The 26260-nt window shown below is 47.0% G+C and carries 22 protein-coding genes; 7 read left to right on the top strand and 15 right to left on the bottom strand.

What is annotated here, in order from left to right; all coding sequences use genetic code 11:
* Positions 1 to 39: 39 nt before the first annotated feature.
* Entirely contained in the window at positions 40 to 348 is a 309-nt protein-coding gene (locus AB4Z29_RS10205; protein ID WP_441942949.1) for an MGMT family protein, read from the bottom strand.
* A gap of 349 nt (positions 349 to 697) precedes the next feature.
* Between AB4Z29_RS10205 and AB4Z29_RS10200 the strand changes: the two genes are divergently transcribed.
* A complete protein-coding gene (locus AB4Z29_RS10200) occupies positions 698 to 1138 on the top strand; it encodes a DUF1641 domain-containing protein (protein WP_183563124.1) in 441 nt (146 codons plus the stop codon).
* Between the two features lie 36 nt (positions 1139 to 1174).
* Positions 1175 to 2356, top strand: a complete 1182-nt coding sequence (locus tag AB4Z29_RS10195) for an NAD(P)/FAD-dependent oxidoreductase (RefSeq protein ID WP_441942948.1) — start codon at positions 1175 to 1177, stop codon at positions 2354 to 2356.
* Between the two features lie 328 nt (positions 2357 to 2684).
* Here AB4Z29_RS10195 and AB4Z29_RS10190 read toward each other — a convergent pair whose 3' ends face one another.
* The 4 genes from AB4Z29_RS10190 to greA all read right to left on the bottom strand — a co-directional run bounded on the left by AB4Z29_RS10190 (position 2685) and on the right by greA (position 5650).
* Positions 2685 to 3041 (bottom strand): hypothetical protein, encoded by a 357-nt coding sequence (locus AB4Z29_RS10190; RefSeq protein WP_441942946.1) that lies wholly within the window; start codon positions 3039 to 3041, stop codon positions 2685 to 2687.
* A gap of 53 nt (positions 3042 to 3094) precedes the next feature.
* Positions 3095 to 4291, bottom strand: a complete 1197-nt coding sequence (locus AB4Z29_RS10185; RefSeq protein WP_183563137.1) for a ParM/StbA family protein — start codon at positions 4289 to 4291, stop codon at positions 3095 to 3097.
* Between the two features lie 288 nt (positions 4292 to 4579).
* Positions 4580 to 5137: a pyridoxamine 5'-phosphate oxidase family protein gene (locus AB4Z29_RS10180; protein WP_441942945.1), complete on the bottom strand. Its 558-nt coding sequence runs from the start codon at positions 5135 to 5137 to the stop codon at positions 4580 to 4582.
* 33 nt (positions 5138 to 5170) lie between these two features.
* Entirely contained in the window at positions 5171 to 5650 is a 480-nt protein-coding gene (greA, locus tag AB4Z29_RS10175; protein ID WP_441943079.1) for a transcription elongation factor GreA, read from the bottom strand.
* A gap of 214 nt (positions 5651 to 5864) precedes the next feature.
* Between greA and AB4Z29_RS10170 the strand changes: the two genes are divergently transcribed.
* A complete protein-coding gene (locus AB4Z29_RS10170; protein ID WP_441942944.1) occupies positions 5865 to 6401 on the top strand; it encodes a sigma-70 family RNA polymerase sigma factor in 537 nt (178 codons plus the stop codon).
* Between the two features lie 11 nt (positions 6402 to 6412).
* Positions 6413 to 7414, top strand: coding sequence for a DUF4179 domain-containing protein (locus AB4Z29_RS10165; RefSeq protein ID WP_441942943.1), 1002 nt, complete (start codon positions 6413 to 6415; stop codon positions 7412 to 7414).
* 149 nt (positions 7415 to 7563) lie between these two features.
* Here the strand turns inward: AB4Z29_RS10165 and AB4Z29_RS10160 are convergent, their stop codons facing one another.
* Both AB4Z29_RS10160 and rlmN read right to left on the bottom strand, forming a co-directional pair.
* Positions 7564 to 8400: a YitT family protein gene (locus AB4Z29_RS10160; protein WP_183563149.1), complete on the bottom strand. Its 837-nt coding sequence runs from the start codon at positions 8398 to 8400 to the stop codon at positions 7564 to 7566.
* 141 nt (positions 8401 to 8541) lie between these two features.
* Positions 8542 to 9618: a 23S rRNA (adenine(2503)-C(2))-methyltransferase RlmN gene (rlmN, locus tag AB4Z29_RS10155; protein WP_441942942.1), complete on the bottom strand. Its 1077-nt coding sequence runs from the start codon at positions 9616 to 9618 to the stop codon at positions 8542 to 8544.
* 366 nt (positions 9619 to 9984) lie between these two features.
* Here rlmN and AB4Z29_RS10150 point away from each other — a divergent pair, with 366 nt between their 5' ends.
* Together AB4Z29_RS10150 and AB4Z29_RS10145 are read left to right on the top strand one after the other, a co-directional pair.
* The gene (locus AB4Z29_RS10150) at positions 9985 to 11520 is read left to right on the top strand and encodes a sulfatase family protein (protein WP_441942941.1); all 1536 of its coding nucleotides are present in this window, start codon (positions 9985 to 9987) and stop codon (positions 11518 to 11520) included.
* 175 nt (positions 11521 to 11695) lie between these two features.
* Complete coding sequence (locus tag AB4Z29_RS10145; RefSeq protein WP_441942940.1) at positions 11696 to 12541, top strand: AraC family transcriptional regulator; 846 nt, start codon at positions 11696 to 11698, stop codon at positions 12539 to 12541.
* A 348-nt stretch (positions 12542 to 12889) separates the two neighbouring features.
* Here the strand turns inward: AB4Z29_RS10145 and AB4Z29_RS10140 are convergent, their stop codons facing one another.
* From AB4Z29_RS10140 to AB4Z29_RS10105, 8 genes are all read right to left on the bottom strand, one after another.
* Positions 12890 to 14656 (bottom strand): glycoside hydrolase family 2 protein, encoded by a 1767-nt coding sequence (locus AB4Z29_RS10140; RefSeq protein WP_441942939.1) that lies wholly within the window; start codon positions 14654 to 14656, stop codon positions 12890 to 12892.
* 10 nt (positions 14657 to 14666) lie between these two features.
* Positions 14667 to 16688, bottom strand: a complete 2022-nt coding sequence (locus AB4Z29_RS10135) for an alpha-L-arabinofuranosidase C-terminal domain-containing protein (RefSeq protein ID WP_441942938.1) — start codon at positions 16686 to 16688, stop codon at positions 14667 to 14669.
* A gap of 38 nt (positions 16689 to 16726) precedes the next feature.
* On the bottom strand, positions 16727 to 17623 hold the full coding sequence (locus AB4Z29_RS10130; protein WP_441942937.1) for a carbohydrate ABC transporter permease: 897 nt from the start codon (positions 17621 to 17623) through the stop codon (positions 16727 to 16729).
* A 16-nt stretch (positions 17624 to 17639) separates the two neighbouring features.
* Positions 17640 to 18596 (bottom strand): ABC transporter permease, encoded by a 957-nt coding sequence (locus AB4Z29_RS10125; protein WP_441942936.1) that lies wholly within the window; start codon positions 18594 to 18596, stop codon positions 17640 to 17642.
* A gap of 33 nt (positions 18597 to 18629) precedes the next feature.
* A complete protein-coding gene (locus AB4Z29_RS10120; RefSeq protein WP_441942935.1) occupies positions 18630 to 20219 on the bottom strand; it encodes an extracellular solute-binding protein in 1590 nt (529 codons plus the stop codon).
* A 110-nt stretch (positions 20220 to 20329) separates the two neighbouring features.
* Complete coding sequence (locus AB4Z29_RS10115; protein WP_441942934.1) at positions 20330 to 21982, bottom strand: response regulator transcription factor; 1653 nt, start codon at positions 21980 to 21982, stop codon at positions 20330 to 20332.
* A 3-nt stretch (positions 21983 to 21985) separates the two neighbouring features.
* Positions 21986 to 23782 carry a sensor histidine kinase gene (locus AB4Z29_RS10110; protein WP_441942933.1) on the bottom strand — a complete coding sequence of 599 codons (1797 nt, stop codon included), beginning with the start codon at positions 23780 to 23782 and terminating at the stop codon, positions 21986 to 21988.
* Positions 23783 to 23855: 73 nt separating this feature from the next.
* Positions 23856 to 24710: an AraC family transcriptional regulator gene (locus AB4Z29_RS10105; protein ID WP_441942932.1), complete on the bottom strand. Its 855-nt coding sequence runs from the start codon at positions 24708 to 24710 to the stop codon at positions 23856 to 23858.
* A 359-nt stretch (positions 24711 to 25069) separates the two neighbouring features.
* Here AB4Z29_RS10105 and AB4Z29_RS10100 point away from each other — a divergent pair, with 359 nt between their 5' ends.
* Positions 25070 to 26128, top strand: coding sequence for a phosphatidylglycerol lysyltransferase domain-containing protein (locus AB4Z29_RS10100; RefSeq protein WP_441942931.1), 1059 nt, complete (start codon positions 25070 to 25072; stop codon positions 26126 to 26128).
* The last annotated feature ends 132 nt before the right edge of the window (positions 26129 to 26260 follow it).

The raw sequence follows: 26260 nt of genomic DNA, 5'->3' as shown, positions 1-26260 counted from the left end.
TCGGATACGGGGTTTCAAATCAGCCTTTATTAGAAAATGTTAATTATAGTCATACCTGTATTTTTCTAAATCGATTCGTCCCTCTGCACTTACTTCAATGCCTTCCTCTCCAAGAAATCGAATCTGCGAATAACGCGCCTCCTCGTCGGTTATGGCAATTTCTCCTTTTGCATTAATGACTCTGTGCCAGGGAAGGTTATGAATACCGCTAAGCGAATGCAGAATGCGAACGACCTGCCTTGCGCCTCTTCGGCTGCCGGCTTGCTCTGCTATTTGACCATAAGTCATGACAGCACCCGCCGGTATCGACTGGATAATCAAGATTACCTTCTGAGTAAATGGCTTCATGTCAATCGTTCTCCTTCTCTTCAATAGGCCTGTTAAGGGCGAATATTACCCGTTTCTTAGCCTAAAGCGACAAATCGCAATATTTTTTTACAGAAAGTAATAAATTTCTTTTTAACTTTTGGCAAAAACGATGTAGAATAGAATCAAAGGGTTCAATCCGATTACGTCATACTCGCTAATGCTTCCTTGTCCGATAGCCGGGATAAGGCTGTTACTAACGCACACACATTTTTTTGCGAAACTATGTGAAAAGTGTAACAAACTTCAAGGATGTTAAGCTTCACTTAGCGACTGGCACAATTGAGACCACAACTTACTTTCAAATTTACGCAAAGGAGGACATTCTATTATGTCACAACCAACTGCTGGACAAGAGGTCGCAGCAAGCCTCGTGGAAGAAAAGCAAACTTTGGATGTACTTGATCAGTTATTGAAGCCGGAGGTTCAACAGTCTCTGACTGTACTTGTAGACAACCTTCCTAAACTAGCTGAAATGGTTACACTGATGACTAAAGCTTATGACTTCGCGCAAGGCATTGCAACAGACAAAGTGTTGATCAACGATTTCGCTCAAGGTATCGGTGAATTCGTCAAACCGGTTCAAGAAAAAGCAAAAGGTATCGCTACTGCAGCTATGGAAGCTGGCGAGCGCTCGCAAGAGGCTGCTGGATCATCCGTTGGCCTATTCGCTATGCTGAAAATGCTGAAGGATCCAGAAGTTCAAAAAACGCTTCGCTTTGCACAAGCATTCCTTAGCGTATTGTCGGAACGGAAAAACGAAAAAGCATAATACACTGATTACGTATAGAACGAACGGAGGATGAACATGTCGAAGCAAATTCTAATTCTTGGTGGCGGTTACGGCGGTCTTCTAACTGCGCTAACAGCTCGCAAGCACCTAAGCGCAGCAGAAGCAAGCATCACAATCGTAAACCGTTTCCCTACTCACCAAATCATCACTGAGCTGCACAGACTTGCCGGCGATACGACTGCTGAGCAAGCCGTTGCTCTGCCGCTAAGCAAGCTTCTTGGCGACAAACAAGTCAATATCGTTGTTGACACTGTAAAAGAAATTAAACCGAACGAGAAGCAAGTGGTTCTCTCTAGCGGCCAAGTGCAAAAGTACGACACGCTTGTCGTTGCCCTAGGCAGCGAAACGAACTACTTCGGAATTCCTGGACTCGAAGAGAACAGCCTTGTTCTTAAGTCCGTTTCCGATGCTAACAAAATTCGCAAGCATGTGGAAGACCGTCTTGACGCTTACAAAAAATCAGGCAACAAAGCTGACGCAACAATCGTTGTTGGCGGCGGCGGCTTGACAGGCGTTGAGCTTGTTGGCGAATTCGCAGACAGACTTCCTGAAGTATGCCGCAGCAAAGGCATCGACTTCAATGATATTTCCCTATATTGCGTAGAAGCCGGCCCTGCCGTTCTGCCAATCTTCCCTAAAGTATTGATCGATCGTGCAGTGACAAGCCTAGAGAAGCGCGGCGTGAACTTCATTACGAGCGTAGCGATTACCGAAGCAACCAAAAGCTCCGTATCTTTGAAAGACGGACGCACAATCGAATCCAGCACAATCATCTGGACTGGCGGCGTTAAAGGCAACCCTGTTGTCGGCAGCAGCGGCCTTGCAGAGGACCGTGGCCGTTCGACGGTTACACCAACGCTTCAATCGACTTCGCACGCTGACGTATTCCTAGCAGGCGACTGCGCGGTAGTATTCCCTGAGGGCGGCGACCGTCCTTACCCTCCTACAGCTCAGCTTGCTTGGCAAATGGGCGAAACGGTAGGCTACAACCTAGCGGTTCAAATCAAGGGCGGCGTTATGGATAAGTTCGTTCCGGTATTCTCTGGTACGCTTGGCAGCCTTGGCCGCAAAGACGGCGTGGGCACAATCGGCGGAAATGCAACGCAGCTGAAAGGCTTGCCTGCATCGTTGATGAAGGAAGCGAGCAACATTCGTTATCTTTCGCACATCCACGGCCTATTCGCACTTGCACACTAATACACAAAAAAGAAGGAGAGCATCGCGCTCTCCTTCTTTTTTGTCCACATTTCCCATTGAATAGCTCATTTCTGCTGCTAGGCCAACACTGTCTGGATTTTCCCCTTGAATGAAAACCTCGTTATTCAGCCCTTTTACCTTCAAGCAAAAACCGCGCATGAGTCGCTTAGTGATATTAAATTATATTAAGTAATCCTAAGTAATACTAAGTATCTCTAAGAAACACCTCGGACTGGCTTATCCAATAAAATAAAGGCATTCTAAGTAATACAAAACATTACTTGGTATGCCTTTATGCTTAATTATCATTACCTAATGTTGCTTTCAGTTAGCTCCAAGCTTCAATATCATCGTCATCGAACTCTTCTTCAGCAGCAGGCTCAGGCGGCTTTGGAGGTGTAATAACCTCTTCTACTGCCGCTGCGAACTGTCCAAGTCCAGCAGCCAAATGCGCGCGAAGATCCATTTCTTGCGTTGCAGGCTCACCCGCTTGCAGGGTGCTTCGCTCCATCGGAACGAATGCTTGCAAATTGCGCACACCATTGCTAGCGATTTCTTTCTCGACCAAATAACGCAGCGAATCCATAAGATTCGATTGAGTATTCAACCACTGCATAACCAGCGGGTCCTCTGTTTTTTTGGTTTTCAAGCTAATATTGTCACCGGGCAGTTTTGTTTTCTTCATATCAATCACCTACCAGAATCCGTTAGAATATGCCGATGTTTGCGTGATGCTCCTTATACGGGCTGAACCGCTTTGCTTTTGAGCGCTTCATAGATTTTCCCGCGTACGAAGGCATCAAGTCCCATTGCGTTAAGCTGTACGGCATATTCAGCCGGAATATAAAGCAGCTGCATTTCCCGTTCCTCACACAGCTCCTTCAGCTGTGCGTACAGGACGGAGCGCATAAGAATACTGCCCCCGCCGTAAACGCAGATCAAGTCAATTTCATTGCGCGCTTTGGTCAGCTGCTTCTTCACATGCTGAACGATTTGTCTAACTTGGCTCTCAAGCGGACGCTTCAATGTCTTAAGTGCACGTGCATGATATTTATGCCCGGGGTTTTTAATGACATCGCTGAAAAATTGGCGAGGGCTGTCCGGCAAATGGATGAGGCGATTAAATTCCTGCAGCGCTTCTTCGATGGCATAACCAGCGCCATGATGGCTGCCATGAACGAACTGACGCAGAAACTTATTGCCCTCCGTAATCGGATACTCTGTCGAGCCATCGCCAATATCTACGTGAAGGATACGCTTGTCCTTGAAATAGCTGCCGTTGAATTTCTTCTCGATACCGTAGGATTCCAGGAAATCGCCGAATATTTCTCCTTCTCTCCAGCTGCCCGCGGCGTCCTTCTGCAAAGTGAATATTACCGGTGTTGCTTCCGGCACGACCTTAGCGAATGGGAATACGATCTTCACGGCCACACGCTGCATACCCAGATGCACCGTTACGTGATGCGTGCCCGAGGTGAAACGCTTCTCGAATTTTGTCGAAGTTTCATCCGTGTGCTGAGTTACCGGCAGTGCAGTTGCCATATCCGCCTCCACGTCGATTTGCGCTGGGATCTTCTTTTCTTCCTCGTAAGCCTTCTGTACAGCCATTGCTGCGATTTGGGCAAGCGTATTAATGACCGGAAGGTCCATATCACTTTTCAAATCAATTCCGATCTGAAGGTTATCTAGAATTTCTCCGCTTTCAAGCGCGAATTTGCCGACATAATACATCCCCGGCCTTGCCGCTGGCGAATCAATCGTAACGACGAGCTGATCCTGCAAGTTTTTAATAAAGCTTTCCGGCGTTTGCTCCTCACTCCACGGCAGCTCGTCCACCGTACAATTCACATTGGGCTGCTGGACCAATTTTCCGTCGATGATCAAATCATGCTCACTGTTTCCGTTATCGTTGCCTACAAAGAAATGATAGTTCATAAATGCTTTCCTCCTTGAAAAGTTTTGGGGAAACATATCTAGCTTCCAAAAGGTAATAGTCAGTGTATTGCATTCCTAAGTATTACTTTGCCATACTAAGTGTTAGTTTACATCATGCTAGAGTCCCATAGCTCATTAATCTTTTCTCATCTGATTTTGTCGATCCTTGTTTTTTACGCTCAATAGACGAGTAATGCTGTCGTTTCCGCAAGTTTTCGCTAATATACTTTCCTATATTTTGAAAAAAGCTAATTCGACAATGTCGAATTAGCCGGCCGCGCTGCGCTATTACTTATAAAGAACACTCAAAGTGGTTGGCATGCCATCAATGCTCTTCATGTTTTTTTCTTTCCGGTATTGTATCAGCTCGTCTTCACCCTTCTGAGCCGCCCAGCGCTGGAGCGTATCCCGCTCGCCTGTGTAAGACATAAACGGAATCGAATACCCGCAAGAGGTTTGCACCTTGTGCACCTCAATATCCATGATCTGTCTAGCGCCCGGCAGCGGCGTAAACAACGGATAGAGCGTATCCCATTCCGGTGAATCAGGAAGCACGACCTTCCCAGTGCCGTAAAGCCTAAGGATATTGGGTGCTCCGTCAAACGCGCAGAACATCACCGTAATCCTTCCGTTCTCTTCCAGATGCGCGCTCGTTTCATTGCCGCTGCCTGTTAAGTCCAAGTAGGCGACGCGGCTCGCAGACAGAATCCGCAAGGAATCATGTCCTTTAGGTGATACACTGACATGCCCTTCCTCCGATAACGGAGCCGATCCGATAAAATAGATATGCTGCTGCCGAATAAACGCTTCATGCTGAGGTAACATGGCATCGAATTGCTTTCCCATTTTCGCCCCATCCTTTGCTTTAGGAATGAATGATTAGGTCGATTTGATTTCAAGAAGCTCGTATTGAATAACTCCCATTGGTGCGTTAACGCTAATAATGCTGCCTACGGTCTTCCCTAGCAGCTCCTTGCCCAGCGGGCTTTCGTAAGAAATTTTATTTTCCGCTACGTCCGCTTCCTCCGTGCCTACGATCTTATAAGAGATTTTCTCGGAAAATTCGATATCGTTAAGAATAACGGTCAACCCGATATTGACCTTGGAGAGATCGAGGGAATCGGCTTCGATTACGCGTGCTTTTTTGAGCATCTTAGTTAATATTATGATTCTCGTTTCCATAAATGACTGATCGTTCTTAGCGGAATGGTATTCGCTGTTTTCCTTCAAATCGCCGTAGCTGATCGCCAGCTTAATCCGAGCGGCCAGTTCCTTTCGCTTAACGTACTTCAGATCGTCCAACTCGGCTTGCAATTGCTCTAAGCCCTCTTGGGTTAATATCACTTCTTCGTTCGACATTTGAACAGCTCCCATTTGCATTCTTCCTCTAATCTTACCCTATATTGCAAAAATAAGCGAAAAGCGATGACTTCCAGCTGACGGTATAGCGCTATAATGAGTGAAATGCAAAGAATACAGCATATACAAATCCTTTTCTCCTGTGATAGATCTGCCGTTCCGGCTTCGTATTACCTAATAGGAACACTAATTAACGGCAAGGAGGGCTGAACACTTGAAGATCACTGAACACAATGTCGTCGAACAGCTGCTGAATAAAAATGAAAAAGCGATCGCCTTTATGATCAATCAATATGGCGGCTTGCTTGCCGCTATTATTAAACGCCATTTAAATGACCAGCAGCAGGATTATGAGGAGTGTCTCGATGATGTGTTGCTGTCGGTATGGCACCATATCCATTCCTTTGATCCGGCCAAAAACTCGTTTAAGCAATGGGTCGCAGCGATAGCCAAATACAAAGCGATCGATTATCAAAGGAAACAAATCACGATGCGAAGCCGGCAATTCTCCGTTCCGGACATAAAAGAGAGCATGATTCATTCGGTCACGGTGCCGGAGAGCATAATCGACGAAGCGCTTGAGCAGCTGACACCGAGCGAAAGGCATATTTTCGAAAAATATTATTTGGAGGGTACGCCATCAAGCGAAATCGCCCAAGCGTTTCAAGCAAAGGAATCGTGGGTGCATAACAAGCTCTCCAGAGGACGAAAGAAGCTAAAGCGTATTTTGATCAAAAGCACTGAAATTTAAGGGGTGAGAGTATGTCAATCTATACGGAGCTCAATGATGTAACAATAGATGTAAGCGAGTATGAGGAAATGCAGCTAACCGATTACCAGAAGAAGAAATGGAGAAATCGTGTCATTAAGAAGATAAGAAGCCGTCAACTGAAATTAAGGAAATACGCAGGAATTGCAGCGCTTTTTATCCTTGCAGCGGGAATCTCTTTGAGTATGGGCAGGGTAACCTTTGCTGATATCCCCTTTGTCGGCGCGAAAATTGAAGGATTCCTAGCAAGGAATGAGCATACAGATTATACGCCGTTCAAAACACAGGTCGGCCAGGCTGCCGAGAATGCTTTTGGCAAATGGACGTTAAACGAGGTGCTGGTGGATAACGGCCAATTACTAATCAGCTCAACGTTCGAGCCTGCTAGAGGAGTTAAGTTTCATTATAAAATGCATCCTCAGCCCACCATTCTCATGAATGGGCATGCATTGAAGCATGGCAGCCTGCAGCAATCCATCAAAGTAAACGAAGCGATGTTTACCATTTATAATAAACTGGAGCTGCAAGAACTCCCGGTAGGAGAAACGATTCAATTCCATATTACGTTCGATAATCTGGACAATAATATCATTTCGGAAGGCGTACCGGTTGATCAGCCATGGGTGTTTGACATTCAAGTACCAACGGAACAGCTGGCAGCAACGAGAGAAACCATTTACCTCAATCAAGAGCTTTCTCTTGGGAATAGCAACTTCGTAAGGTTAACGCAAATGGAGCTGTCCCCTATTTCGACGATCCTTTATTATGACTGGCCTGAGCAAGCGAATCATATCGCCTTCAAGCTTGTAACCGAGTCGGGTACGGAGATCCTTCCAAGCGAAGCGACCATCTCTCCTGACGGTTCCTATAACCGCTATTCGCCTATTGATCTCAAGAAAGAGCGCTATTATTTGGTTCCGTTCGAGAGCTCGGATAACCCTCATGCTAAGAATCCGGGCAAGATCCCGGAACAGCGCATCAAGGTTAATCCATAAAGCGCTGTCTGCTTACGCAAAAGAGTTCATCAAGGTAGCCTATGACAATGTTTGAGCTGTGGCTGTGACCCATAAGAAGGACACTTTGAAAAAAAGTGACCCTCTCGTGGGTCACAGTTCAGTTCCAAGTCATGGGCTGCCTTTATGATTTATTTCGAAATATCAATAAAGCCTTCCCCGAACACATCGCGTACGTCATGAATCGTAATAAACGCGTTTTTGTCAGCGGCCTTCACGATTTTTTTGAGTATGCTCAGCTCTTGCTTGCTGATGACGATATAAAGGATCTCCTGCGGCGTTTTCGTGTAATAACCGCGGCCGTACATAACCGTAACCCCTCGGTCCATCACCACATTGACTTGTTCGGCGATCTTGTCCTGCTCCTTCGAAATAATCGTAACGGCTTTCTTCGGATTGACGCCCTCAATGATGAAGTCCATCACCTTCGTCCCAATATAAAGCATGACTATCGTCAGCATAAGCGCCTCTGCACCGATAATGAAATAAGACGAGAAGGCGACTATTAAATCGAAAAACAGCAGCGCGTAGCTGATATTCCAGTCCAAATACTTATTGGCGATGCGGGCGAGAATAGTCGTCCCAGCAGTTGTGCCGCCAACTCGAATGATGAGGCCAATTCCGATCCCGCCAAACAAACCGCCGAATACCGCATTAACGGTAATCTCATCCGAAGCAATACTCCAATTTTCCGTCAGATGCAGGAAAAGCGAGTGGAACAACACCGCTGCGATCGTATAGATGACCGTTCTCCGGTCAAGAAAGCGGTAGCCGACAACCAACAGAAAGGAGTTGAATAGTAAACTGATTAAGCTTGGCGACCATTCGAACAAATAATATAAAATAATCGTTATTCCCGTAACTCCGCCCTCTCCGAGCTCATTCGGAATAACGAATAAATTGATGGCTAATGCGAATATAAACGCTCCCGCCATAATGATAAGCAAATCCATTGCTTTTTTCTTCATGTTTTTACACCCTTCTTAGCCAATATCATGCTGTGCAGCAAATTCATCTTAACAGATAAAGGATGGAAGCAGAAGACTGTCACGTTAACGCAAAAAAGAACATTCCCTGGAATGGAAATGCCCTATGCAAACGGCAGTTATTTAGCCAAGCTGAAGCTCCTTGGATTTCTTGATTTGCTTGCTTCTAAGCTGTCCGCAGGCTGCATCGATATCGGTACCGTGCTCCAGACGAACGCTGACGCTAACTCCTTGCTTCTTCAAGGTATCATAGAAGGCGCGTATGGTCTCTCTATCCGTCCGCTGATACTGGCTATGCTCATCGACCGGGTTATAGGGAATGAGATTCACATTCGCCAAGCTTCGGCGATTGCCGATCAGCTCCGCAAGCTCGAGCGCATGCTCCTTCTGATCATTCACATCCTTGAGCAATATATACTCCAGCGTAATTCTGCGATTGGTCTTCTCCAAATAATAATCGATGGACTCCATCAGCTTCTCGATTGGAATCGCTTTGTTAATCTTCATAATCCGTGTCCGCAGCTCATTGTTTGGCGCATGAAGGGATACGGCAAGATTAACCTGCAGATCGGAATCAGCGAACTCCACGATTTTGCCTGCGAGGCCGCTTGTTGATACAGTAATGTGCCTAGCTGCGATCGCAAGCCCCTTCTGACTCTTAATGACGCCGATAAAATCAGTCATGTTAGTGAAATTGTCGAACGGCTCGCCGATACCCATAACGACGACATGGCTCACATGCTCATCCTGCTGCATCCGATCCAGGTGAAGCTGGGCTTGCACAATTTGCTCAACAATCTCAGCGCTGGACAGGTCGCGGCTCTTGGCTAGCAGTCCGCTCGCGCAGAAGCTGCAGCCGATGTTGCAGCCTACCTGCGTCGTTACGCATACCGACAAACCGAATTTATGCCGCATTAATACCGTCTCGATCAGGTTCCCGTCATGCAGCTTAAACAGAAACTTGTTCGTTCCGTCCGCCGACTCCTGCCGCGTATGCTCCGTAAGGGTCAGAAGGACAAAGTGCTCAGAGAGCAGCTTGATGCATTCCTCCTTGACGTCAATCATATCGGTGAAAGCCGTAACCCGTTTCCGGTACAGCCATTCCCATACCTGCGCTGCCCGGAACTTCGTATAGCCATGCTCCTTAAAAAAGTCCGTGAGCTGCTCAAAAGTTAATCCATATATGGATGGTTTATTCATCTATAATCCTCTTTTCAAAACTGCAAGTTCCAGTCTATTCCCGCCTATATAACCGAAGCGCGTATTCTGCTTATTATTGTCCCAAAATTAGCTCCTGAAAACAAGGGGGCTTTCGCGTCTGTTCACGAATATATTCGCACCGCTGAAAGGCACATGCGGCCTCGACCTGCTCCAAGCTCATTTCCAATTATATTCAGTCGCTGTTCATCCAGCTTCCATGCGGCAGCTCTGTTGCTGCAGCAGAAAATAAATAAACGGAAAAACTCTCTAAAACACCTTACAAATTAACAAATACGAATGACACATTAAACCATCCTTCTTACTGCCAATATTGCCTATAATAATGAGTAAGAAGGAGCTGAATCGATGAAAAAACCAAATATTCTATTGATTACGAGTGACCAGCAGCATTGGAATACGATAGGGGCATTTAATAAAGAAATCCATACACCAAATCTGGACCGGCTGGTTCGCGAAGGAACAACGTACAATCGTGCTTACTGTCCCAATCCTACGTGTACACCAAGCCGCGCATCCATAATTACCGGCATGTATCCAAGCCAACATGGAGCTTGGACGCTTGGAACGAAGCTGCTTGAGGACCGACATACCGTTGGCGAGGACTTTCAGAAGGCAGGTTATCAAACGGCATTGGTTGGCAAAGCACATTTTCAGCCTTTGCGGTCAACAGAACAATATCCATCGCTTGAGTCATACCCTTTGCTTCAGGATTTGGATTACTGGAGAACGAATAAAGACTCTTTTTACGGCTTCTCTCATGTTGAGTTAGCACGAAATCACACCAATGAAGCGCATGTTGGACAGCATTATGCCGCATGGCTGGAGGATAACGGATGTACCAATTGGAGAGATTATTTCTTGCCTCCGACAGGCACTATGGATCCAAATCAGACTTACAAATGGCCAATACCTGAGAAATACCACTATAATACCTGGATCGCCGAACGAACCAATAGCTTATTGGAACAATATAAACAGAATGATGACAGCTTTTTCTTATGGTCCAGTTTCTTCGACCCGCATCCTGAATATTTAGCGCCAGAACCATGGGATATGATGTACAACCCCGATAAGCTTACCATCCCCAGCATGGTTCCGGGTGAACACGATAATAACCCGCCTCATTTTCGGATGACTCAGGAAGAGGCACCTGACTTCTCGTCCTTACGAGAGAGTGGATTTGACATTCACGGTTACCGCTCGCACCATTACTACGAGTACGGCAGCAAATTCAGACTAACGGAAAAGGACAAGAAAAAGCTCGTCGCTGTATATTATGGCATGATCAGTATGATGGATAAGTATATCGGTACTATTCTGGATAAATTAGACCAGCTCGGCTTGACAGAAAATACCCTGCTTGTCTTCACGACGGACCACGGCCATTTCTTTGGACAGCACGGCTTGCAAGCTAAAGGCGGCTTCCACTATGAGGATTTGATAAAGCTGCCGTTCATCGTAAGATACCCGGGGCACGTCGCAGCCGGCAAAACCTCTGCGTCATTTCAATCACTCGTCGATCTTGCGCCTACCTTCCTGTCTTTCTCAGATCTGCCTATCCCACATGCAATGACAGGAGTAGACCAGAAGGAAGTATGGCTTGGCATGTCAGATCAAGCAAGAGACCATGCTATTTGTGAATTCCGGCATGAGGCAACCACCATTCATCAGAAAACGTACGTGGATGAACGCTATAAAATTACGGTTTATTATAACCAGACATACGGTGAGATTTTTGATCTGCAGGAGGATCCGGACGAAGTTCATAACTTGTGGAATAACCCTGATTTCTCTAGGTTAAAAACGGAACTCCTACTGAAATATGCATGGGCTGAACTTGGTAAAGAACCTATGCCCATGCCTAGAGTTTGTCACGCTTAACCTGTCCAATTCAAAGCCTGAAGTCTGTAGCGAAGCTGCTGGCATTGGAATCATGCCGCACGTTGCAGGCTTGAGGGCCTTTTGCCCGAATGACGTGTAACTATCCACCTGTCCCTGACGATGTTAAAATAATAGTGACATTCATCAACCTTTAACATCGGAAGAGGTCATTTGCATGATAGAATTTACCCATGAATATGCGGAACATTTTTATCACACGCCAAATGCATTGGAAAAGCATAGCGGTGCAATACCCATTCGCATAGGTTATAACGAGGCAAAGCCTAATTATCATATTGGACCGCGTTTTATTGCTTATTATAGCTTGCATTTTGTTCATGCTGGCCAGGTTACATTGCGTATAGATCAAGAAGAGATCGTACTTAAGCAAGGCGGTCTGTTCGCTCTATTCCCTAATAGCATTCATGAATATTACATTACACCTTGTGAAAAGCCCGCTCTTCGGATGTTTTGGATTGCTGCCGAAGGAAAACAAATGCCATCCATTACAAGCCGTCTTGGACTTACGCTCAAGCACCCCTATATCGAGAACTTTTTTAATCAAGATCTTGAACAGTCGTTTTTTCAGTTTGCGCATGAATGGAAGCACCTCGTGAAACAGGATGACCTCTCCTTAACTCAAGCGTTTTACTCTTTATTGAATCAAATCGTTCGTTTATCTAAGCCGATTAAAGCTTCCTCTCAAACCGATGATTGGCTAACTACAAGCCTCGACTATATTCATTTATATTATAAAGAGGGCATAACTATAACAGACATTGCAGATCATGTCGGGATTCATCGCTCGCATTTTTCAAACGTTTTTCATCAGAAAGTCGGCATCCGTCCACATCGATATCTGACGAATCTGATCATGCAGGAGGCTTTGAGAATAGTAAATACGACCTTACTGCCGATTTCCCATATTGCCCTTTCTCTCGGGTATTCCGACATATACTCATTTACTCATGCTTTTAAAAGCTACCATGGACAGCCACCTAGCTCTTATCGAAAATCTTAGAACATCATCGTTCTTGAAAATTTCCTATCAATAAAACAAACATTTTTTGCAGCTGCACAAATATCCAACTCCAGCAGCAGTGAAATCAGAATAATAAATGAAAGATGCAGCCGCTTCGGCTGCATCTTGTTCATTGATGACGTTCAAAAGAGGCCTCCAGGTATCCGGAAGCCTCAGAATTTGCGTATGTGTGATAGCTGCAGCCTGCTTGCTATCATAAATGTATATCTTCCCATGCCCTTCGCCTTTCGGATACCAAAACTTGTTCCAATGTTCCGCTTCCGCTTGCCGAATATCAAATGAATGAAATCATCTCTTATGATGGCATGAGAATCTATGAAAGCTCTTTCAAGCTAAATTAATGGCTTTAATCAAATCCAAAGGTATTTTCGGCTTGCGTTCCTCAGTCAGAAGGCCATTGATTTCCTGCTGGACGTCGGTAAGCTGCGTGTAGCAGTATCCACTAATATACTCGACGTCCTTAATGGCTTGGGTGATGCTGCGGAACCTGTTAATGAATTCCTCTTCTGAAACAACTTGATCGCCATAGCCCCAGCCTTGGTCAGACTGGAACGCGATACCGCCGAATTCACTAATAATAACCGGCTGTCCCCGGTATGCGTATCCTTCGGCAAACGCGTACTTCCATTGATTACAAGTCTTTTCGTTCGTCACGATCGCTTCCTTGTTCGCGTAACGCTTCAGGAAATCGTCGCCGGAAGCGACATAGTTATGCAGCGTTAGAATATCGGACACAGTATGCTCCCAGCCGTCGTTCGCAATGACCGGACGGTAAGGGTCGATTGATTTGGTTAGATGATAAATGCCCTCGGTAAACTTCTGCTGTCGTGTATCGCGCAGAATAGAAGGGACGCCCCATGATTCGTTAAATGGCACCCAAGTAATAATACTTGGATGGTTATATTGCTGCCTCACAATCTCCAGCCATTCCTTTGTAAACGCATTAACCGCACGATCATGAAACTCAAAGGTGGCTGCCATCTCGGACCAAACAAGCAGACCTTTCACGTCGCACCAGTAGAGAAACCGCGCATCCTCGATCTTCATATGCTTACGCACGCCGTTGTAGCCCATCGCTAGGATGTGATCGATATCTTCGATTAAAGCTTCCTCGCTTGGCGGAGTTAGATGGCTTTCTGTCCAATATCCCTGATCCAAAATTAATCGCTGATAGATAGGCACATTGTTCAGCAGAACCTCGCCGTTCTTAATGGAAATCTTCCGCATGCCAAAATAAGAGAACACCTTGTCCACAACCTTATCTTTTGCATACAGCACAAATTCCACGTCGTATAAGTTAGGATTCTGAGGAGACCAGAAGCTTCTTTTCCATGGTCCGTTCGCTTCATGCAGCAGATCAACCTCAACGGAGAGGCACGAGCGGTCGATTGCTAGACTAACCCTTTTCACAAATTTGCCTTTGAGCGTAACGATTGCCTCCAGCGTTAAGTCGCCGGCTCCGGCTTGCTCCACCCCGTGCACCTCGTAATCGAATCGGACGATTGAACGGTCGAAATCCGGCGTGATCTTGACGGCGTCAAGACGCTGTTCCTCCACGTATTCCATCCAAACCGTCTGCCATATCCCGGTGGTCTGAACATAGAAGCATTCGAAATTGTCTTCTACCCAGCGCTGTTTGCCTCGTGGCTGATAGCAGCTATTGCTATCTTCCACCTTCACTGTGATTTGATTGTCGGCTCCAAATACGAGATAAGGAGTAATGTCGAACGAGAACGCCGCGTAGCCCCCCTGGTGTCCACCTGCCAACGTTCCATTCACCCATACTTTAGCTTCATAATCCACCGCTTGGAAATGAAGAATAACCCGTTTCCCTTCCGCCTCTTTCGCGATATGAACAGCTTTGCTGTACCATATTTGCGGATGGAATTCTTCGATGCCAATTCCGCTTGCTTTGGTTTCGTAAGTAAAGGGCACGTTTATTTTGTGGGTTTCTTCGAATTTCTCATGCCATTTCTCTTTCTCTCCCATGCCTCGGTCATCGAAGCGGAAGCTCCATTCGCCATTCAAGCATTTCCAATTGTCGCGTACAAATTGTGGTCTGGGATAGTCCTTGCTATATGCCTTTGTTGTCATTCTGTGCCTCCTAGTTCATGTGCTTTGCCAAAATCTCCAGTACATATACGGATGTAGGGCGCAGCGAATACCCAAGCTTCCATTCTTCCGCAGGTACGACTGCTTTCTTGCTTATCAGCCGTTCTGGCTCAAACACGGAATTGATATCGTCGTAGGAATCTCCCGTAATTTCATATAAAATCGTTTCTTCCGAAGCCTCGAAGTGTTGAAGGTCAAGCGTAGCTTTCACCTCATTCAAGCTGCGGTTTACGATAAATGCGGTGACGGAGTTGCGAGCACTGTTCGTGCCTGCCACAACATCAAGATCAGGCAGCGCGTCCAGCGAGATAGGCGTTTCCCTAAGCGACGGAACAGCAAACTTTCCGCATTCAGCTGTGACGGGAAGAAGATGCCGAACATCCCGATTCGCGTACAGCTTCATCACTTCATAAGTTGGCGTCCCGTATACGGTAAGGGGTAAGCCGCTCCAGCCTGGTTCCTTGCCGCAATATTGATCAGCATAATAATCGCCTACGCGAATGCATCCGCCGAGCCAGCCGTTCACCAGATCGGAGAAGCTGCCGATATGAACCATATCGCTGCAGCGTATCATTTCGTTCAGGTTGGCAGCATTGGCTACTGCCGCGCCTAAGGTATGCTCGTTCGGCAGCCCTTTTCGAATCGTGTTCGGATAATACATCGTGTTGTATTCGGTAATCGCCAGCTTCACATGGCTATGCTTCGCATTCGCAAGAATATGCTCTTTCGTTTGTGCAATGTGGTGACGGGTAAACTCAGGAAAAGCAGCAATCGCTTTGTACCGATCCTCAGACGGCGTATTCTGGTTCATGCCGAACGGTCCGTAGCCGTGATACAGATGCAAGGTAAGATAATCAAAATACTCACCAGCTAGATCGAGGACGGTCTTGTTCCACTCCTGCTCGAAGTGCCCGCAAACCAGAAGTACGATAGAGGGATCAGCCGCTTTCATGGCTTCGGCGAAGGAGAGCGTACGCCTAGCGAACTGATCCGCAGAACACGTACCTACCTGCCACTGTCCCCACACCTCGTTGCCAATCTCCCAATAGCGGACATTGTAAGGCTCGGGATTTCCGTTTGCTGCACGCCTCGCACCCATTGGCGTATCGATATCGCCATTACAGTATTCAATCCACTGAGCCGCTTCTTCGGGCGTGCCAGAGCCGTCATTTATGCAGATGAGCGGCTCCACTTGAAGTTCTCGGCAGAACCGAATAAATTCATCCGTGCCAAAATATTTGCTGGTCCAGCCACCCCACGCTTCGTTGTACATGACTGGTCTTTCAAGAACAGGACCAATTCCGTGCTCCCAATGGTAGGCGCTGATATAATTCCCGGCAAGCCTCATCATACCCGCGTTCAGATCCCGCGTCATGTCGATGACTTCACGCTTCACCATAGCGATGGAATCTACCGGTAATACAGACAAATGATCGATCCACAGCATGCCTGTGGACACGTGATCGACCCATCTAGGATGACCGGCCGGCACGTATGCACGAAGCTCAGCGTCAACGCATGCGGAGGAAATAGACAGCAAAGCCTCATACTCACGCCAGTTATGGCTTTCTAGCTCAATCCGAACTTGTCCGAGGAGCTCTTGCGAGCGCCGATTCACCGCTTCGACGATAATAAACTTCAACTCGACGGAAGATCGGGCGACTAGCTTGACCCCGAAATCCGCTGGCCCCTTGAGCACAATTTTTTGCGCAATTCCCGCGTAGGCCTCGTCATCACTCCGAAGACGGACGCGCTGGGCGCGACCCGAATGCTTCGGTGCAGACGCCTCCAGCGCGTATGCGGTGTTCCGCCCGTTCGTATAGGCGTACCAGCTTCCGGAAATTTCCTTCTTCGTCTCGGCTTCACTTTCGAAATCCATATCCTTAAGCGGGAACGCGAGCATCGCATCCATGTGATCCCGGATATCTTCAACGAAATGGCCGAACAAGTAAGGATTAACCGTATGCTGGCTCGCTTGGCTGCAATCAATCGTAATTTTCGCGTTAGTTTTCAATAGGAACCTCCAACTGATTTGTCATAAGCGTTGCGGAGCTAACCTTTAATCGATCCGATCATGACGCCCTTGACGAAATGCCGCTGCACGAATGGATACATGATCAATACCGGCAAAGTCGAGACGATAATGACTGCGAACTTAATGCTCTCAGCAAGCAGAATCTGATCTTCCAGCCCTACGCTGCCGCCCTCAATGCCTGCCGATTGACTAATCATGAGAATTTCGCGCAATACAAGCTGAAGTGGATGCAGAGCCTCGTCTCGAATATAGATCAGCGCAGAGAAGAACGAATTCCAATGGCCAACCGCGTAAAATAAAACCATGACAGCCAGTATTGGTTTGGAAAGCGGCAAAATAATGCTAATCAGCAGCCTCCAATTGGAGCAGCCGTCCATATGGGCGGCCTCCTGCAGCTCCCATGGTATGCTTGACTGGAAGTACGTGCGCATCACGATTAGATTGTACGTGGCGATCGCCCCGGGAACAATCAGTGCCCACATGGTGTTGACCATCCCCAGTTCTTTGACAAGCAAATAGGTTGGAATCAATCCTCCGCCTAAAAACATAGTTAGCGTAATCAGGACCATGATGGCCCCCCGCCCGGGAAGATCCGGGCGAGATAATGGATAAGCTGCAAGTATTGTCATAATGATATTTATGATTGTTCCGACCACGGTATAGACGATGGTATTGCGGTACCCTATCCAGATTTTATCGTTGTGCAAAATGTTTGTGTATGCGTCCAATGATACGCCTTTCGGCAGCAGCCACACTTCTCCATTCAACACCCTAGCCGGATCACTGAACGAAGCGCTTATGATAAAGAGCAGCGGATACAACACAACAATGATGATAACAGCTGCAACAGCGTATACAATGGCGTCAAATAACCGATCATCCGACGTTTTTTTTATGGTCATCTGCCTCGACATGCCTGTGTTCCCTCCTTTACCATAAGCTCGTCTCTGACGTCTTGCGCGCAAACCGGTTTACCAACAGCAGCAAGATGAGATTAATGACTGAATTAAATAGCCCAATAGCCGCAGTGTAGCTGTATTCTCCCTTCAATATGCCTGTCGTATAGACAAACGTGGAGATGACATCACTGGACTCCAAGTTTAAGTTATTTTGCATGAGCAAAATTTTCTCAAAACCGACGTTCATGAAATGGCCGACATCCAAAATAAGCAGGATAACGATGACCGGGGCTATGCCAGGCAAAGAGACATGCCATATGCGCCTCAGCCTTGACGCACCATCCATCTTGGCCGCTTCGTATAGCTGCGGATTTACGCCGCTGAGCGCCGCAATGTAAATAATAGATTGCCAGCCCATGTTCTGCCATACGTTTGAACTGATGAATATCGTCTTGAACCAGCCTGCTGCCTCCAGAAAGCGGATCGAAGTACCGCCAAATGCCTCGATTAACATGTTGATCGGTCCTGTCGGCGAGAGGAATACGTTTAATATGCCTACGATAACAACAACCGAAATGAAATGGGGAACATACGTAATATTTTGCAGCCATTTGCTAAAGGTTTTGCTTTGGATTTCGTTAACAAGCAGAGCCAGCATAATCGGGACTGGGAATGCAATGAGCAGCGAAAATAGGTTAATGGACACCGTGTTCCATAACAGCCTCCAAAAATAATATGAATTGAAAAACCGTTCGAAATGTTCGAAGCCCTCCCAAGGACTACCGAAAATGCCTTTGGCCGGATTGAAATTTTTAAATGCAATTTGCAGCCCGTACAGTGGACCGTAGTGAAAGATCAAGTACCAGGCTATCGGCAGGAGCAGCATGAGATACAGATCATACCGTTTAGCCATACTCCTGAGTAGGCTGGAGCCGCGCTTGGGTTGGATAGAGGACAGAGCGGCTGCACCTTCTTGCGCGCTCTTCATGAGCATTCACTCCTTGTCTATGCTGTCTCGGTATTATTTCTCCATCTTGTCATACGCTTCTTGGTAGATCTTCTCCAGCTCTTCGATATTCATTTTTTTCAAAGTATCCTGGAATGCGTCCCACTTATCGAAGCTGAGCGCGCCGACGATAAACTTCGTGCTTTGCTCGTCAATATATTTGTCGATGTCGTTGCGCAGAATGTTAACTTTCTGAGCGGTTTCTTCATCGAACATCGGAGCAGCATAACGAATCTTCGGCATGTACGGCTCCAGCTTTGCGTATGCCTCTTGAACCTGCGGCGGATTAATGAAAGATGCTACTTTGTCGCTGATCAAGTGAGGGGCGCCGCCGCCTGCGTACGGTGTCATTTTTCCTTGTGCGCCTGTTATTGCCAGGAAATCCTCCTTGTAATACGGCATGCCGTCCTTCAGTTCGTAATGTTCGCCTTCTCTGCCAAAGCGCAGTAGAGTAGAGCCTTCGTCACTGTAGAAATAGTCTATCCAACGCATCGTTGCTTCCGGAAATTTGTTCACGGATGTAATAGCGAAAGCTCCGAAGTCGCGTGGCACCGGCGCTACCGGGCTTTGCATTTGGTCGCCATTCGGGCCGACTGGAGGAGCGGTGCCGACATATTGATCCTGAATCGGCAAGAAATTGTTGTTCGTCTGGTCGAAGAATAGACCCGTATTGCCCGATCCTTGCTTAGCAAGATATTGTGCTTCCGTATGTGTGAAGATTTCCGGGTCCAGAAGCTTCTCCTTATACAGCTTGTTCAAGTACATCAGAAGCTCTTTGTGCTTCTCATCGCTGCTCCAAATATTTATCTTGCCGTCTTCAATGTTAATGTTATAGCCGAGCTGCAAATCCAGGCCAAACGATCCGGCCATCATGTTTAAGATCGGTATCCCCGCAGCCGCCTTACGCGCGGTCATAGGAATTTCATCCGGTTTGCCGTTGCCGTTCGGATCTCCATCCCGGAAAGCGAGGAGCACTTTATATAGCTCATCCGTCGTCTTAGGCTCTTCCAGGTTCAGCTTCTCGAGCCACGCTTTGTTGATCCAGCGTTTATCTGTACGCGCCGAGCCTGTCGTTACGATGCCGGGGATCGAATAAATATGTCCTTCCGGAGTCGTAATGCCTGAGCGGATCTCCGGATATTGCTCCATTAGGGCTTTTAGATTAGGCGCATACTGCTCAATTAAACTCTCCAGCGGAATCAGTTGGCCGGCCGTCCCGTATCGAATAGTCTCAAGCGGATTGAGCTCCGATCGGTACAACGCATCAGGAAGCTCATTGGACGCGAACAATAGATTTTTTTTCTCCGTGAAGCCGTCTGTCGGAGCCTCTGTAAATGCAACCTGAATGTTACTTAATTTCTCATAATCTTGGAATACCGGCATATCTTTGAACGGCCCGTTAGCGGGCGCGATTCGCGTGAACATCTTGAGCTTGATCGGTTGTTCCACAATCGGGAATCCTTCCACTTTTACAGCGCTTTCAGATGCAGGCGAAGGCTGGTCCTCTGTCTTTGAGCCTCCGTTACTGTTGTTGCTGCAGCCGGTCAGGATTAGACCGGAAACGATCATCGTAGTAATTGCGTTTCTTCCCCAGTGTCTACGCATGAATCTGTGACCTCCAATGTTCTATTCACCGAATTTTGTAACCGTTTTCCAGCGGTGTCCACTCATTATAATTCACCCGTTTCGCCATAAAGTTATAATAATATGACTATTTACTCCACATATTTTACAACTTCGCTTCCGCTCCCCCCGCCTCCTAATCCGTACATATACGTTTGGGGCGTCATGCCGGTCATTTCCTTGAACACTCTAAAAAAATAGTTATAGGAAGAAAAACCCGCTTGGCTGCTAATTTGCTTGAGCGAGTATTGACCGTTCTCCAGCAGCTTGCGCGCCGCATCGATGCGGATTCTGTTCAAATATTCCGAGAATGTCGACTTTGTCTCCACTTTAAATATTCTACTCAAGTATGATGGATTCAGGCCTATGGCGCCTGCTGCCAGCTCAAGCGTAACGCTGCCCGCATATCTCTCCAGAATAAATCCTATCGCTTGCGACACATGCCGAGAATAAGGTCCCACCGCATGCCTCTCCTTAAGTAGGCTCAACAAGGCGGCATAGAAGGCTTGCAGCCATTGCTCCATTTCACCGACGCTTCCTAGCCTGCCTAGCTCGCTACGCGGAGGAAGCCTGTCCATCGCAGAGTCGAGCTGAGGCAGCCATTTCTTCAGCACTTTATCCGCAATATGCAGCAGCTCGCTGATGATCATTTGCACGGAATGAGAGTGAACGGGCTGCCCCTTGATCGAATCGAATACGGATAAAATCAAACCCTGCATGCCGTCCTTATCGAGCGTTTCTATTGTGAGCAGCAGCTGTTTCTGCTCCTCGATGGTTAAGGATACGCGCTGGCCGTATAAGCTGCTTCCCCTTCTCGCCGGATTGGCCGATTCTGCAGCGGGAGATGAGTCGAGAGACCGCTCTGCTGAACCATAGCTCGCTCCAAGTTGTAATAGACTGCTGCATAAATGTCCGAGCGCATACTCGCACTTTAAATTCAGGAATAGCTCCAGCGCATGGCGAAGCTTGTCCATCATCCGACCTGCCTCGCTTGCAGCGGCATGCTCGCTTCGTTCCTTGAACGCAAATACGACAACTAATCGTCCGTTCTCAAGGTAAGCGGCCGTTCGTTCTTGAATATCGCCCAAACTCTGCTGCATAATCTCAACGGCCTGCTGAACGAGCCGATTCATCTGTACGTCGCTGCAGGATTGCGTAAGCAGCAGGAAAGGGACAATCTGAAGCGATGCTGCAGCGTAGCTTACCGTTTGAGGATATAAGTCATGCTTTCGTATAAAAGCTTCGACATCTTGGGCGGACTGCGGTTTACCGCTTACCAGATCGGCAATATAACTGCGAATAAGAGCAGGATTCATGCGTTCACTCATCGCCTTTTGGTCGTTCCGGTCCTCCAGAATTTGATCCTCCTGGCGCAGTTCCCAGACCGCTTTGTTCAGCATACTGATAAGGGTTGCGCTATCGAGCCGGTGCTTCAGCAAATAATCGATGGAGCCGTTCTTCAAGCAATCACGCACGTAATCGTAATCATCAAAGCTGCTAAGCATGATCGTCTTAATGGAGGGATACCGTTCTTTGATCGTTCGATTAAGCTCCACGCCATTCATTTCGGGCATATTTACGTCAATAATGGCAATATGTGGCGGAGATTGCTCGATCATCGCCAAAGCCATAACCCCGTTGTGTGCTTCACCACATATTTCAAAGCCGTGTTTTCGGAAATCTAACAGCGTCGATAAGTTGTTACGGACTAGCGGCTCGTCATCAACCAGCAGCACTTGAAACATAACCTATATCACCTCATGATCTAATTTTCCCGTGTCCCGCAGAACGGGCAATGTAATTACGACCTTCGTATACAGTCCCAGCTCACTGTACAGCTTTACACCGTAAGGTTCTCCACTCATGCGAACAATTCGTTCATGCACATTGCGCACCCCCATACCACTAAATCGTGAAGGAGCCTCTCCTTTGCTTTTCTCGCCTAGCAATACGTCCATCTTCTCCTGAGTCATGCCTTTGCCGTTGTCCGTCACTTCGATTCTGAGGTTATGTTTCTCTCCGCAAACGCGAATGATGACCGCCCCCCCTTCCTCCAGCGAACCGATCCCGTGCATGATGGCATTCTCTACGATAGGCTGCAACATGAGTTTGGGTACCCGGCATTCCAGCAAGGATTCATCCTCAATCTCCTCATACACCGGAATCGGCTGCATGTACTTATATTTCACGATGGAGATATAACTTTGGACGTAGTCCAGCTCCTCTCGAACCGAAAGATATTCGCTCGAATTTCCTAAAACCCCACGCATCAGCTCAATTAACGAGCCGGATACCTCCTCAATATTGGGAACTCCATTCAACTTGGCCAAATACTTGATCGTATTCAGAGAGTTATATAGGAAATGAGGACGTATTTGCGCCTGAAGCGCAGTCAACTCCGCCTCGCGCTTCTCCTTCTCGCTGATTCGAATCCCTTCGAGAAGCCGCTTCAATTCATCTACCATGCTAATAAAGACGTAGTACAGCTCACCTACCTCGTCTTTTGTTTTGATTTCCTTCATTGGAAATGTCAAATTCCCGTCCTTCACCCGCATCATCATCGACTTTAGACGGCGAATATTAATGGTGATCCGAGAAGACACCTGCAGTGAGCAGATTAACACAACGACCAAGACAAACACCGAAACTTCAACCATTAGCTTGCGGAGATTCGCAGACTCGCTAAGCAGTGAATCCATAGGAATAAGTGCTAGCGTTGTCCAGCCCGTATAATCGGATGAGCGGCTGACGACGGTATAGGATCTTCCGTCGATGATCATCTCCGCCGCATCTCCGGGTCCCGTGAATCCTTGCTTGATGCTTACGATCTTCTCGATGGAAGGTGCGAAGGACGGCGCTGATTCAGACTGATAAACGAACCCTCCTTCCTTATCGAGCACATACAGCATGCTATCGGCGGTCGGTTTCACTCCATACGTTTTCTTAATAAAATCATAGTTTAAATCCACCATAACTACGCCAATCGTCTCGCGGTTAAACCGAATTTCTCTACCTACTGTAATAGCATCCGACACACCCGTCTGCTTCAAATAGGCATGGCGCGATCCATTTGCCAGTATGTAATCCATCATCTGTGATCCAAGGATCGTCCTGTCTAGCCAAGGACCACCGGAGAAAAACACCTTTCCGTTCAGCCCAACGACGGAAATCCGGGAAATATATGGCTTATAATCGATCAGTACCGATAGAAACTCTTCAATCCGCTTCTGCTCTAGAAACCATTCGTAGCTAATCTCTTCTGTCGGGCTGAGCAGTGTGTCGATCACCGTAGTTTTATTGATCACCACTACAGTGTTCAGCCGATCAATCTCTTCCAGCATGATATTGAGAGATTCATCTGCTTGGCGAATACTATCTGACACCGAGGTAACCGCGTTATCCTTAATTGTCCCGCGCATGTTTAAATAGACAATGCCAGAAATTGAAAAAATGGAAAGTAGTGCGACTAAACTGAATGAGATGAATATTTTTCCTTGGATGCTTAAACTGGGCGATATCCATCTTTGAAGAGTAGACAGCTTCATATCGAGAAATCTCCTTTGCAAACTTCAGGAAACATTTTGTAATCGTTTTCAATTGTATTATGCTTACTCGAGACTAAACGCTCGTCTTCCTCAGAGTAAGAGGGGATTCATTAAAATAACTCTTGAAGGCTCTGGTGAACGTGTAGAGATTTGGATAACCAATGGACAGACCGATTTCCGTAATCGTCGCATCCGTGTCGATCAGCATCTGCTTTGCCTTCTCCATTCGAACCTTCTGGATGTATTTCATTGGGGGCATGCCCGTCTGACTCGTAAACACTTGGGTAAAGTAGGAACGGTGCACACCTGCGAAATCCGCTACCTGCTGGACGGATATTCCCTCCAAAGCGTGTAGATCTATGTATTTCATGCATTCCTGAATCCAACTGGCTAGCTCAGGTTCATGAGCAGGCACCGACTCCAGAATTAAACCGGCAAATAAGGAATAAATAAGGCTTTGCAGCTCTAACGCCCCTGCAGGGTTCCACCGCTCAACGCCTGCCAGCGTATGAATAACTCGATCTGCCGCTGTCCTGACACGCAAGGTGAGTGCCTTCTTGCGGAACGGATTCTCATGCGTTAAGCCTGCAAGCTCAAGCAACGGCTTAACCCTATCGCCATCCATAGCCAACCAGCTCATCTGAAGCGGCCGATCGGAGAGAATCATGTCGTAACCATATTTGCGGCCGGGAAACAAGCAAAACACGTCGTCCTTCTGCAGCTCCACCTCTTTCCCTTCATACTGTATTCGAACCTTTCCTTCCAGCACGAAATGCAGACTGAAGCACTCAATCCTTTTAGGACCTACTTTGTAGTTGGGTTTAGCCAAACAGCGACCCGCCCGGACCGGCCATATACGTCCATCTTTATCCAGATCCCCAGGCGTATAAAAAATGAAATCGGCAAACTCGTAATCGTATTCCTGCATTGCGAACTTCACTCCCCCTATGTTAATATCCAGCCAATTACAACATAATGACAACTACATCCGTCATAGCTCTTATATATAAATCGCTTAATTATAGGTATTATAATAATCTGAGTGAATTGATTTTGTCTAGCATACCTAACATTTTGCTAATATCTTTCTTTCAGTAAGCGGAGAGCTCGTGGTCGATGCTAATCATTTGATCGGATTGTACCCTCTAGCTCCATCTGAATGCGGAATTTCTTTAGCGATGTGCCTGCGGATGTTCTCTTCTCTCTTTAAACAATGGAAGCTCACGCCGATAAACATAATATGCGACATAATTCGACATATTCATTGCTTACTTGGAGGATTTTCAAATGATCGATAACCTTTCTGAAAAACGCCTGAAGGACTTACTAAAAACCTGCGGTCACCAATCGCATTCACATTTATATTATCTTTGCGACAAAGAATGGCTTTGGGATTCTCGTTATGAGGCACTTCTCGTTTATCGATCTATCGGAAACCGTAGAATTGTACTGGGAGACCCGATTGGCAAGCCAGCCGCCGTTGAGCGGCTTATTATGCAGTTTATAGAAGAATGCTCCCAGAACAAGCGTGTCCCTGTCTTTTATCAAACCAACGCGACATACCTCTCTTTGTATAAACGGCTAGGCATGTTCAGCTCCAAAATTGGAGAAGAGGCGCAGGTTGATTTGGCCGGTTTCAGCCTAAAGGGAAAGCAATGGCTAAAGCTGCGCAACCGCATGAATAAGTCTCAGCGCAGCGGCTTTACCTTTGAAGTTATGCAGCCCCCTTATTCGGACTCGCTGCTGAACCGGCTTGAAGCGATCTCGGATGAATGGCTCGCCAACCGGAAGGAAAAAGGATTCTCCGTCGGCTCTTTCTCGCGAGCTTATGTCAACCAGTATCCGATTGCCGTACTGATTGGTCCGAGCGGACAGTATGAAGCCTTTGTTTCTATTGCCGGCGGGCACTCCCAAAGCACAAGAAAAAAGGAAGATGCGGCTCTCGGACGTATAACCATCGACCTGATGCGCTATACGAAAGCTTGCCCGCATGGGACGATGGATGTGCTGTTCGCATCCTTATTTCTATGGGCACAGGAGCAAGGTTATCCGATGTGCAGCCTCGGTATGGCTCCGCTCGCTAATTCGAATCTATTCCCGGCAGCTGGACTGCTGTATCGATACGGAAATAAAATGTACAACTTCAAGGGGCTTTATGAGTATAAAAACAAGTTTGCTCCCATGTGGAAGGATGTTTATTTCGTCTATCCCCCAGGCACCTTGCCCCTAAACTTGGCGCTGCTCTCGCTAATTATTCATCGACCTAAAGCCCAAAAGCATACGCAAAAGCATATCGCCATATCCCAGGTGTCCGAGAAAGTATCCCCATTCAAAAAACGTGCTTAAAAAGCTCGGTGGATAAGGTAGATCAGACCCCGATAAGGCCTTATATATCAAGCATTAATCGAGCACGAGACGGCATCATTTGGGATGCCGTCTTATTTGTATTATAATTTGCTACATAATCTATTGTATGGG

Origin of the sequence: Paenibacillus sp. 2TAB23 (genome assembly GCF_052115165.1) — a bacterium.
Lineage (GTDB): Bacteria > Bacillota > Bacilli > Paenibacillales > Paenibacillaceae > Pristimantibacillus.
Note: the sequence above shows the minus strand (reverse complement) of the source record. Positions and strands in the feature narration are given on the sequence as shown.

Bases quoted from the DNA above. Each gene is read 5' to 3' on its own strand.
- AB4Z29_RS10205 (WP_441942949.1), bottom strand. From the start codon at position 348: ATGAAGCCATTTACTCAGAAGGTAATCTTGATTATCCAGTCGATACCG.
- AB4Z29_RS10200 (WP_183563124.1), top strand. From the start codon at position 698: ATGTCACAACCAACTGCTGGACAAGAGGTCGCAGCAAGCCTCGTGGAA.
- AB4Z29_RS10195 (WP_441942948.1), top strand. From the start codon at position 1,175: ATGTCGAAGCAAATTCTAATTCTTGGTGGCGGTTACGGCGGTCTTCTA.
- AB4Z29_RS10190 (WP_441942946.1), bottom strand. From the start codon at position 3,041: ATGAAGAAAACAAAACTGCCCGGTGACAATATTAGCTTGAAAACCAAA.
- AB4Z29_RS10185 (WP_183563137.1), bottom strand. From the start codon at position 4,291: ATGAACTATCATTTCTTTGTAGGCAACGATAACGGAAACAGTGAGCAT.
- AB4Z29_RS10180 (WP_441942945.1), bottom strand. From the start codon at position 5,137: ATGGGAAAGCAATTCGATGCCATGTTACCTCAGCATGAAGCGTTTATT.
- greA (WP_441943079.1), bottom strand. From the start codon at position 5,650: ATGTCGAACGAAGAAGTGATATTAACCCAAGAGGGCTTAGAGCAATTG.
- AB4Z29_RS10165 (WP_441942943.1), top strand. From the start codon at position 6,413: ATGTCAATCTATACGGAGCTCAATGATGTAACAATAGATGTAAGCGAG.
- AB4Z29_RS10160 (WP_183563149.1), bottom strand. From the start codon at position 8,400: ATGAAGAAAAAAGCAATGGATTTGCTTATCATTATGGCGGGAGCGTTT.
- rlmN (WP_441942942.1), bottom strand. From the start codon at position 9,618: ATGAATAAACCATCCATATATGGATTAACTTTTGAGCAGCTCACGGAC.
- AB4Z29_RS10150 (WP_441942941.1), top strand. From the start codon at position 9,985: ATGAAAAAACCAAATATTCTATTGATTACGAGTGACCAGCAGCATTGG.
- AB4Z29_RS10145 (WP_441942940.1), top strand. From the start codon at position 11,696: ATGATAGAATTTACCCATGAATATGCGGAACATTTTTATCACACGCCA.
- AB4Z29_RS10140 (WP_441942939.1), bottom strand. From the start codon at position 14,656: ATGACAACAAAGGCATATAGCAAGGACTATCCCAGACCACAATTTGTA.
- AB4Z29_RS10130 (WP_441942937.1), bottom strand. From the start codon at position 17,623: ATGTCGAGGCAGATGACCATAAAAAAAACGTCGGATGATCGGTTATTT.
- AB4Z29_RS10125 (WP_441942936.1), bottom strand. From the start codon at position 18,596: ATGAAGAGCGCGCAAGAAGGTGCAGCCGCTCTGTCCTCTATCCAACCC.
- AB4Z29_RS10120 (WP_441942935.1), bottom strand. From the start codon at position 20,219: ATGCGTAGACACTGGGGAAGAAACGCAATTACTACGATGATCGTTTCC.
- AB4Z29_RS10115 (WP_441942934.1), bottom strand. From the start codon at position 21,982: ATGTTTCAAGTGCTGCTGGTTGATGACGAGCCGCTAGTCCGTAACAAC.
- AB4Z29_RS10110 (WP_441942933.1), bottom strand. From the start codon at position 23,782: ATGAAGCTGTCTACTCTTCAAAGATGGATATCGCCCAGTTTAAGCATC.
- AB4Z29_RS10105 (WP_441942932.1), bottom strand. From the start codon at position 24,710: ATGCAGGAATACGATTACGAGTTTGCCGATTTCATTTTTTATACGCCT.
- AB4Z29_RS10100 (WP_441942931.1), top strand. From the start codon at position 25,070: ATGATCGATAACCTTTCTGAAAAACGCCTGAAGGACTTACTAAAAACC.